Below are 9,532 nucleotides of genomic sequence, written 5' to 3' on the forward strand. Positions count from 1 at the left end.
CAATCCTGTACTCCGGTTATGCCTTCATAATGAATTTTCTGAAGGTGACGAAAATGAAATACGTTTTATGGAGCAGGTTGAAGCGGCAATAGGTGCTTTTATTCAAAAGTTTCCAGATTCATTGATACGTTTTTATGAGTTCAGACCTGGCTCCGATGGCTATTTCTATAAGAGACTTAAACAAAAGTTCCCCAGCATAGAAATGGTGTTTTTTGAAACGATTTGGAAACATGGCTTGCAGTTTTCCATGAAAGATTTCTTCCTGTCTACCCGGTTCCATTTTCAACTTATCGTTTCCAGTGTTGGATTGTCAGGCACGTCCTTTTATTGGTCAGAATATTATAAAAATAAATTCGATAGTCTGAAGTATGTGACTGACTGGTCTTTTTTAAAGCTGGGGGAAGAATCGTTAAATCTTGACTCTTTTTTTGAAAATCACGGTCCTGCGTTCCTGATTGATTTCGGACGCGTTAATCATGAGAAAAAAATGCTGGCGGACAGGCTGTATGCATCCTCTGATGAGCAGGACTCAGCGGCGATAAGCATCTGAGCTCTTGATTGCCTGTAAAAGCTCTTTTTTACCTGCATTCCTGAGATGTTACCGGTAAAGTAAACCCGGCCTCTGAGAAGGCGAAGCAGACAAGGGCAGGCATGTGCGATCAGAATATTGTTATGGCTGCGATAGGTTCACCCATCGCCTTTCTCATGTACAATGCTTGTGTTCATTTGTATGGTCCGGTGCAGGTAAACTCACTGTTTACAGGGGTTTAGACTAAAAACCGGGCGATCAACTATTTCAGACAGGAGTTGCTAATGTCCAAACAACAGATCGGCGTAGTCGGTATGGCGGTAATGGGCCGTAACCTCGCGCTTAACATCGAAAGCCGTGGTTATTCCGTTTCCATTTTTAACCGTTCCGGCGACAAGACTGATGAAGTTATCGCTGAAAATCCGGGTAAAAACCTTGTTCCGCACTACACCGTCGAAGAGTTTGTTGACTCACTGGAAAAACCTCGTCGTATCTTGCTGATGGTGAAAGCCGGTGAAGCAACTGACAAAACCATCGCATCCCTGACTCCGCACCTGGATAAAGGCGACATCCTGATCGATGGCGGCAACACCTATTATAAAGACACGATTCGCCGTAACCGCGAACTGTCCGAGCAAGGTTTCAACTTCATCGGTACCGGTGTTTCCGGCGGTGAAGAGGGCGCACTGAAAGGCCCGTCCATTATGCCTGGCGGCCAGAAAGAGGCGTACGCGCTGGTGGCACCGATTCTTGAGAAGATTGCAGCGCGTGCTGAAGATGGCGATGCCTGCGTAGCTTACATCGGTGCAGACGGTGCGGGTCACTACGTCAAGATGGTTCATAACGGTATCGAATATGGTGACATGCAGTTGATCGCCGAAGCCTATTCCCTTTTGAAACAGTCGCTGAATCTGAGCAATGAAGAGCTGGCTACCACCTTCGCTGACTGGAACAAAGGCGAGCTGAGCAGCTACCTGATCGACATCACCAAAGATATCTTCACCAAGAAAGACGAAGACGGTAAATATCTGGTTGATGTGATTCTGGACGAAGCAGCAAACAAAGGTACCGGTAAATGGACCAGCCAGAGTTCACTGGATCTGGGCGAGCCACTGACCCTGATCACGGAGTCCGTGTTTGCCCGTTACCTGTCTTCCCTGAAAGACCAGCGTGTTGCGGCTTCTAAAGTATTGTCCGGCCCGGCGGTGAAAGCCTTCTCCGGTGATAAAGCTGAATTCATCGAGAAAGTGCGTCGCGCTCTGTATCTGGGCAAGCTTGTTTCTTATGCGCAAGGTTTCTCACAGCTCAAAGCTGCGTCAGACGAGAACAACTGGGATCTGAACTACGGTGAGATCGCCAAGATCTTCCGTGCTGGTTGTATCATCCGCGCACAGTTCCTGCAGAAAATTACCGATGCGTATGCTGAAAATGCATCTATCGCTAACCTGTTGCTGGCACCGTACTTCAAAAATATCGCTGATGAATATCAGCAAGCGCTGCGAGATGTCGTCTCTTATGCTGTTCAGAACGGTATCCCGACGCCTACATTCTCTGCTGCGATCAACTACTACGACAGCTACCGTTCAGCGGTACTGCCTGCTAACCTGATCCAGGCACAGCGTGACTACTTCGGTGCGCATACTTACAAACGTACCGATAAAGACGGCGTATTCCACACCGAATGGTTGGATTAATTGCCTGACCGGCGCGTGTTAAGCGCGCCGCAGGGTTGTTGACCGTGACAAAAAAGCCGCCGATGCATCAGCAAAGGCGGCTTTTTTACGTCTGAATATTTACGTTTGAACGGCGCCGTTATTTCTTATGACGCTGACGCAGATTATCAATGACTGCGCTCAGGTTCAGATCCTGATCCTGCAGTAAGACCAGCAGGTGATAGATCAGATCTGAGGCTTCGTTTTTCAGTTCAAAGCGGTCGTTGACGGTGGCGGCCAGCGCGGTTTCCACACCTTCTTCACCCACTTTTTGTGCGATGCGTTTGGTGCCGCTGGCGTAGAGTTTGGCAGTATACGAACTTTCCGGGTCGGCCGTTTTGCGCGAGGCCAGCAGTTCTTCCAGCTGATATAAAAACGCCCAGTCGGTTTCAGCAGGGTGGAAGCAGCTGTTATTGCCTTTATGGCAGGTCGGGCCAACCGGATTGACCAGCACCAGCAGCGTGTCGTTATCGCAATCCGGCGTGATGCTGACAACATTCAGATAGTTTTCTGACGTTTCGCCTTTGGTCCACAGACGCGCTTTGGTGCGTGAATAAAATGTCACTTTGCCGGAAGACTGCGTGACATTCAGCGCCTCCTGATTCATATACCCGAGCATCAGCACTTCGCCCGATACCGCGTGCTGAATGATGGCTGGCATCAGGTTATCCACTTTTTCCCAGTCGAGCTGGTTAATTTGTTCACCGGTCAGCAGACCGGTTTTTACATCCTGATTACTCACAAGCGGATCTCCACGCCATTTTCGGCTAAGTAGCTTTTTAGCTCGCCGATATTAATAATTTGTTTGTGGAACACGGAGGCGGCCAGTGCACCGTCGACCTGTGCTTCCCGGAAGGCGTCGAGGAAGTGCGGCATGGTGCCCGCGCCGCCTGAAGCGATCAGCGGAACATGGCATACTTCGCGGATCATCTTCAGTTGCTCAAGATCATAACCGTTACGCACGCCATCCTGATTCATCATATTCAGAACGATTTCACCAGCACCACGTTCCTGCACTTCCTTCACCCAGTCGATGGTCTGCCATGTGGTGATTTTGGTGCGTGCTTCATCGCCGGTAAACTGATGAACCTGATAAGTTCCCGTCTCTGCATCATGCCACGTATCGATACCGACAACGATACACTGTACACCATACCTGTCGGCAAGGCGGGTGATCAGCGTCGGATCCGCCAGTGCAGGGGAGTTTATGGAAATTTTATCCGCGCCGAACTGCAAAATCTGGCTGGCATCTTCCAGGCTCTTAATACCGCCCGCCACACAGAAGGGGATGTCGATGACTTCCGCCACGCGCGATACCCAGCTTTTATCCACAACACGACCATCGCTTGAGGCAGTGATGTCGTAGAATACCAGTTCGTCCGCACCTTCCTGCGCATAGCGTTGCGCGAGTGGCACAATATCGCCGATGATTTCGTGGTTGCGGAACTGTACGCCTTTGACGACCTGACCGTCTTTAACGTCGAGGCAGGGGATTATCCGTTTTGCCAGCATGAAATTGCCTCCGTCACATTAAATTTACCGTCGAGCAATGCACGCCCGACAATCACGCCTTCCACGCCGCTGTCACGCAATGCTGCGATATCATCCAGCGAACCGATGCCGCCGGAAGCCTGAAACGCTACCTGCGGATAACGTGCGGTCACTTCACGATAAAGTTCCACATTGGAACCCGCCAGCGTGCCGTCACGGGAAATATCGGTGCACAGCACATGTTTCAGGCCGAACGGCAGGTATTGCCCGACGACCTGTTCCAGCGTGATATTAGAATTTTCCTGCCAGCCGCTGATGGCCACATTTTTGGTGCCTTCGGCATCAATGCGGACATCCAGTGCCAGCACCAGCGCATCCGCGCCGAAACGGCTGAACCAGCCCTGTACGGTCGCCGGATCTTTAACCGCAGTTGAACCTACCACCACGCGGGTTGCGCCAGCTTTGAGCAGGGCTTCGACATCCTGCGCGTTACGGATACCCCCTCCCACCTGCACCGGTACACAAACGCCAGCCAGTAATTGAGTAAGCAAAGGGATCTGACGTGCTGCCGGATCTTTTGCGCCGGTTAAATCGACCAGATGCAGAACCTGTGCGCCTTGCTGCTGATAATCCTGTAAGCGCAGTAACGGATCATTACCGTAGTCACGTTGCTGCCCGTAATCGCCCTGATGCAAACGCACCACACTGCCTTCGATCAAATCCAAAGCGGGAATAATCATGCTGTTTACATCTCCAGAAAGTTTTTCAGCAACCGGGCGCCTGCGGCACCGGAACGCTCGGGATGAAACTGCACGCCAAAGAAATTATCTTTTTGTACAGCAGCACTGAAGGGCTCACCGTAAAGTGTCTGGGCAACCGTATTTTCGCATACCGGCATCGCAAATCCGTGGACGAAATAGAAGTAGGCATTTTCATCAATGCCGCGGAATAAATGGCTGTCGGCATTGGCTGTGACCTGATTCCAGCCCATATGCGGCAGCGGCAAACCGAAATCAGGCATGCGTTGCACGGGGGTGTCGATAATACCCAGCGTATCAATACCGCCATTCTCTTCACTGGAAGAGGCCAGCAGTTGCATGCCCAGGCAAATACCCAGTACCGGTTGAGTGCAGGCTTTGATAAGCCCGATCAGCTCACGTTGTTCGAGCTGTTCCATGGCGGCCTGTGCCGTGCCAACGCCCGGTAAAAATAATTTGTCAGCCTGCAACACAATCTCGGGGGAGCGACTCACCACAGGCTCATAGCCCAGGCGCTGAACCGCATATTTCACGGAGGAGAGATTGGCGCAGCCGGTATCAAGGATAACGACATTCATCACAGCACTCCTTTCGAACTCGGCAGGGTGTTGCCATCGACACGAATTGCCTGGCGCAGTGTGCGGCCAAAGGCTTTAAACAGGCTCTCAACACGGTGGTGATCGTTCTTACCTTTGGTTCGCAGGTGCAGGGTACAGGCCATCGCATAAGACAGTGAACGGAAGAAGTGTTCGACCATTTCCGTGCTCAGGTCACCGACGCGCTGATAGTTAAATTCAGCTTTGTATTCAAGGTGCGGACGCCCGGAGATATCCAGTGCACAGCGGGCCAGACATTCATCCATCGGCAGCACAAACCCAAAACGGCCGATACCGCGTTTATCGCCCAGCGCTTTGTTCAGGGCTTCGCCCAGCGCCAGCGCGGTGTCTTCCACCGTGTGGTGATCGTCGATATACAAATCACCTTTCACTTCGATGTTCATGCGAAAACCGCCGTGCGTGGCAATCTGATCCAGCATATGGTCAAAGAAGCCGACGCCGGTGCGGATTTTGCTTTCGCCTTCGCGATCGAGCCAGACATCCACTTCAATTGCCGTTTCGCGGGTCACGCGGTTTACTTTTGCATGACGGTCACGTTTGGTCAGCTGTTCGGTAATACTGGCCCAGTTCAGCGTATCACGCTGATAACGCAGCCCGGTGATGCCCATATTGGCGGCCAGCTGGATATCCGTGTCACGATCACCAATCACATAGCTGTTTGCCGTGTCCAGTACACCGCTTTCCAGATAACCCGCCACCAGTTTAGTTTTCGGTTTACGGCAATCACAGTGATCGGCGGGCAGATGCGGACAAATCAACACGTCATCGAAAACGATGCCCTGAGAAGTCAGTATCTGCATCATCAGGTTGTGTGGCGGGTCGAACGTTTCCTGCGGGAAACTGGCCGTGCCCAGACCGTCCTGATTGGTGATCATCACCAGCTTAAAGCCGGCATTTTGCAGCGCTAATAACGCCGGAATGACACCCGGTTCGAGGGCCAGTTTGTCCAGACGGTCGACCTGAAAATCTTCAGGTGGTTCGGAAATCAGGGTACCGTCGCGGTCGATAAACAGTGTTTTTTGCAATAACGGACTCTGGCTCACATGTGCTCCTTGCGGGGGCTATTTTGATTTTTATTGAAGGTCGTGGCGGTGGCCGCCGGTAACAGTTGCAGGGCAGTAATCACGCGTTGCAGCTCTGTCCGTGTACCGATAGTAATACGCAGGCAGCCGGAAAGTCCCGGTTGCTTGTTCTGGTCACGCAGGATAATGCCCTGATCCCAGAGGTTTTTAAATACGGCGCTTGAAGCGGAGAAGCGTGCAAGCACGTAGTTAGTGTCACTGGCAAAAACCTCTTCTACACAGACACATTTTTTCAGTTCTTCCAGCAACCATGTACGGTTTTCTGTTATTTCAGTGACACGCTGGCGCATTAACGCCAGTCCTTCCGGGCTCAGGGCCTGTGCGGCAATATCGGCCACCGGCGTAGATAAAGGATATGGCGCGATCACTTTCATTAATAAGCCAATCAGGTCGCTGTTGGCGAGTGTAAAGCCGCAGCGCAGACCGGCAAGGGCAAACGCTTTGGACAGTGTGCGCAAAATGGCCAGATGCGGATATTCCTGTAACCAGCCGGAAACTGTCGCCTGCGGGCAGAATTCGATATACGCCTCATCGACCGCCACAATGGCGCGCCCGCGGGTCATGTCCAGCACGGCCCGGATCTCATCCGGGTCGATGATATTGCCGGTCGGGTTATTCGGGCTGCACACGTAAACCAGTTTCACGCCCTCCAGTGCGGCTTCAATCGCCGGAAGATCCAAAGACCAGTCGGCTTTTGCGGCCACGGTCCGGCCTTCCACGCCTATTGTCTCGGCACTGACGCTGTACATCCCGTAAGTCGGCGGGCAATAAAGAATAGCGTCTTTACCCGGTTCACAGAATGCACGGATCAACAGTTCGATGCCTTCATCTGCGCCGCGGCTGACCAGCACCTGTTCCGGATCCACACCGGCGTAAGCGGCGTAGCGATTGATGACCACCGCAGGCTGACATTCCGGATAACGGTTAAGGGTTTGCTGCGTCAGTTCGAACTGTGGCGCGATGGCGTATTCGTTAGCGTTAAGCCAGACATCTCCGTTGCCGCCCAGACGGCGGGCAGACTGATACGGTGTCAGTTCCCGGACATTTTTTCGTGCCAGCGCCTGAACGCTGAGGTTATTTTCATTGCTCATCGCGTTGCTCCTTCAAAGCCTTCACACGCAAAGTCACGGCATTTTTATGTGCGGTAAGCTGTTCAGCCTGCGCCAGGGTTTCAATGGTATTCGCCAGTCCCAGCAAACCTTCAGGCGTTAACTGCTGAACGGTCATGCGTTTCTGGAAATCTGCCAGGCCGAGGCTGGAACAGGTGGCCGTGTAACCGTAAGTCGGCAAGACGTGGTTGGTGCCGGAGGCATAATCGCCCGCTGATTCCGGTGACCAGTCACCGAGGAATACTGAACCGGCGCTGGTGATACTGTCGACCAGTTGCTCCGGCTCACGGGTTTGCAAAATCAAGTGCTCCGGACCGTATGCATTACTGATTTCAATACACTGCGCGATGTCTTTCGCCACAATCAGCCGGCTGCTTGCCAGTGCCTGACGGGCAATCTCGCTGCGGGATAATGTCTGCAACTGACGTTCAACGGCTTCGCCGACCGCCTGCGCCATTTTCAAATCCGGCGTCAGCAAAATTACCTGTGAGTCCGGGCCGTGTTCTGCCTGGGAAAGTAAATCAGAGGCGACAAAATCAGGTGTTGCGCCACTGTCGGCAATCACCAGCACTTCTGAAGGCCCGGCTGGCATATCGATTGCCGCGCCGTCCAGGCTCTGACTAACCTGACGCTTGGCTTCGGTGACGTAGGCATTGCCCGGCCCGAAGATTTTCGCCACACGCGGCACGGTTTCGGTACCGAACGCCAGCGCGGCAATGGCCTGCGCACCGCCCAGCTGATACACCTCTTCCACGCCGCAAAGCTGCGCGGCATATAAAATTTCATCGGCAATCGGCGGCGGAGAACACAGAACCACTTTCTGGCATCCGGCAATACGCGCCGGTGTCGCTAACATTAATACAGTCGATACCAGCGGCGCAGACCCGCCGGGGATATACAGCCCGACAGACTGAATAGGGCGCGTCAGTTGCTGACAGCGCACCCCCGGCTGTGTTTCGATATCCACAACGGCCAGCTTTTGCGCCTGATGGAACGTGTCAATGTTACGCACGGCATGCGCCATCGCCTGTTTTACATCATCGTCTAAACGCGTTGCGGCTGCCTCGATTTGCTGTGCGGTGACACGCAATTCCTGGACTTCAGTTTTATCAAAGCGGGCGCAAAACTCGCGCAGCGCACTGTCACCTTCACTTCGCACGCGGCGCAGGATTTCGCTGACAGATTCGGTAATACGGTCAGACGCCGACATTGCCGGGCGTGTCAGCAGCTCGCGACGCTGTAGCTCGTCGCATTGCTGCCAGTCAATCGGGGTAGTAAACGCGTCAGGCTTCATGGCTTACTCCATCATTTTTTCGATTGGCAGAACCAGAATGGAACTGGCGCCCAGCGCTTTCAGTTTTTCCATCGTTTCCCAGAACAGCGTTTCGCTGCTGACCATGTGCATGGCCACGCGTTGCTGGTCGCCTGCCAGTGGCAGAATAGTCGGACGTTCAGCACCCGGTAACAATGCAACGATTTCGTCCAGACGCTCACTTGGCGCGTGCAACATAATGTATTTGGATTCGCGGGCCTGAATAACGCCCTGAATACGGGTCATCATTTTGTCGATCAGCAGCTGTTTTTCTTGTGGCATGTCGCCGTCGCGCTGGATAAGACAGGCTTTGGAGCGGTAAATCACTTCCACTTCACGCAGGCCGTTAGCTTCGAGCGTCGCACCTGTGGATACCAGGTCACAAATCGCATCTGACAAACCAGCGCGTGGCGCAACTTCTACAGAGCCGTTCAGCAGACAGGATTTGAAATCAACGCCTTTCTTGTCGAGGTATTGTTTAAGCAGGTGCGGATAAGAAGTGGCGATACGGGCGTTTTGCAGGCTTTGCGGACCGGTGTAATCCGTGTCCAGCGGGGTGGCCAGGGAAAGACGGCAACCGCCAAAATCCAGACGACGCAAGGTGAAATAGCGCGGGTCTTCGCCCTGAGCGCGGCGGCTCAGCAACTCTTCTTCCAGTACGTTTTCACCAATAATGCCCAGATCCACCACGCCATCCATCACCAGCCCCGGGATATCGTCATCACGTACACGCAAAATGTCGATCGGCATGTTTTCTGCGAAGGCGATCAGACGCTGTTCCTGCAGGTTGATTTTGATCCCGCAGCGGGCCAGCAGTTCGCGTGATTCATCGCTCAGGCGACCTGATTTTTGCATTGCTATCCGTAAACGTGTTTTATCCAGCATGATGACCTCAGTTTCTTAATTATTTATCGTAAAAATC

The 9,532-nt window shown here is 52.9% G+C and carries 10 protein-coding genes; 2 read left to right on the forward strand and 8 right to left on the reverse strand.

Going from position 1 to position 9,532, the window contains the following annotated elements; genetic code table 11:
* Positions 1-550: hypothetical protein (locus J1785_RS07350; RefSeq protein WP_217219142.1), on the forward strand; the 550-nt coding region annotated here is incomplete at its 5' end.
* A 263-nt stretch (positions 551-813) separates the two neighbouring features.
* The gene (gene gndA, locus J1785_RS07355; protein ID WP_129952686.1) at positions 814-2,223 is read left to right on the forward strand and encodes an NADP-dependent phosphogluconate dehydrogenase; all 1,410 of its coding nucleotides are present in this window, start codon (positions 814-816) and stop codon (positions 2,221-2,223) included.
* 118 nt (positions 2,224-2,341) lie between these two features.
* Here gndA and hisIE read toward each other — a convergent pair whose 3' ends face one another.
* From hisIE to hisG, 8 genes are read right to left on the reverse strand one after another with little or no spacing between them, the layout of a single operon-like run.
* Positions 2,342-2,956, reverse strand: coding sequence for a bifunctional phosphoribosyl-AMP cyclohydrolase/phosphoribosyl-ATP diphosphatase HisIE (gene hisIE / locus J1785_RS07360; protein WP_217137757.1), 615 nt, complete (start codon positions 2,954-2,956; stop codon positions 2,342-2,344).
* A 23-nt stretch (positions 2,957-2,979) separates the two neighbouring features.
* Positions 2,980-3,753, reverse strand: a complete 774-nt coding sequence (gene hisF / locus J1785_RS07365) for an imidazole glycerol phosphate synthase subunit HisF (protein WP_129952687.1) — start codon at positions 3,751-3,753, stop codon at positions 2,980-2,982.
* Complete coding sequence (gene hisA, locus J1785_RS07370; protein ID WP_129952688.1) at positions 3,735-4,472, reverse strand: 1-(5-phosphoribosyl)-5-[(5-phosphoribosylamino)methylideneamino]imidazole-4-carboxamide isomerase; 738 nt, start codon at positions 4,470-4,472, stop codon at positions 3,735-3,737. Before hisA ends, hisF begins: the two co-directional genes overlap by 19 nt.
* Before the next feature lie 5 nt (positions 4,473-4,477).
* Positions 4,478-5,068: an imidazole glycerol phosphate synthase subunit HisH gene (hisH, locus tag J1785_RS07375; protein ID WP_217137739.1), complete on the reverse strand. Its 591-nt coding sequence runs from the start codon at positions 5,066-5,068 to the stop codon at positions 4,478-4,480.
* Positions 5,068-6,132, reverse strand: a complete 1,065-nt coding sequence (gene hisB / locus J1785_RS07380; RefSeq protein WP_238483124.1) for a bifunctional histidinol-phosphatase/imidazoleglycerol-phosphate dehydratase HisB — start codon at positions 6,130-6,132, stop codon at positions 5,068-5,070. The genes hisH and hisB overlap by 1 nt, the downstream gene beginning before the upstream one ends.
* Positions 6,133-6,146: 14 nt before the next feature.
* Positions 6,147-7,280, reverse strand: coding sequence for a histidinol-phosphate transaminase (hisC, locus tag J1785_RS07385; RefSeq protein ID WP_217137740.1), 1,134 nt, complete (start codon positions 7,278-7,280; stop codon positions 6,147-6,149).
* A complete protein-coding gene (hisD, locus tag J1785_RS07390) occupies positions 7,270-8,592 on the reverse strand; it encodes a histidinol dehydrogenase (protein WP_129952692.1) in 1,323 nt (440 codons plus the stop codon). The genes hisC and hisD overlap by 11 nt, the downstream gene beginning before the upstream one ends.
* A gap of 3 nt (positions 8,593-8,595) precedes the next feature.
* Entirely contained in the window at positions 8,596-9,495 is a 900-nt protein-coding gene (gene hisG, locus J1785_RS07395; RefSeq protein ID WP_129952693.1) for an ATP phosphoribosyltransferase, read from the reverse strand.
* Between the last annotated feature and the right edge of the window lie 37 nt (positions 9,496-9,532).

It is taken from the genome of Rahnella perminowiae (genome assembly GCF_019049755.1).
Taxonomy (GTDB): Bacteria; Pseudomonadota; Gammaproteobacteria; order Enterobacterales; family Enterobacteriaceae; genus Rahnella; species Rahnella perminowiae.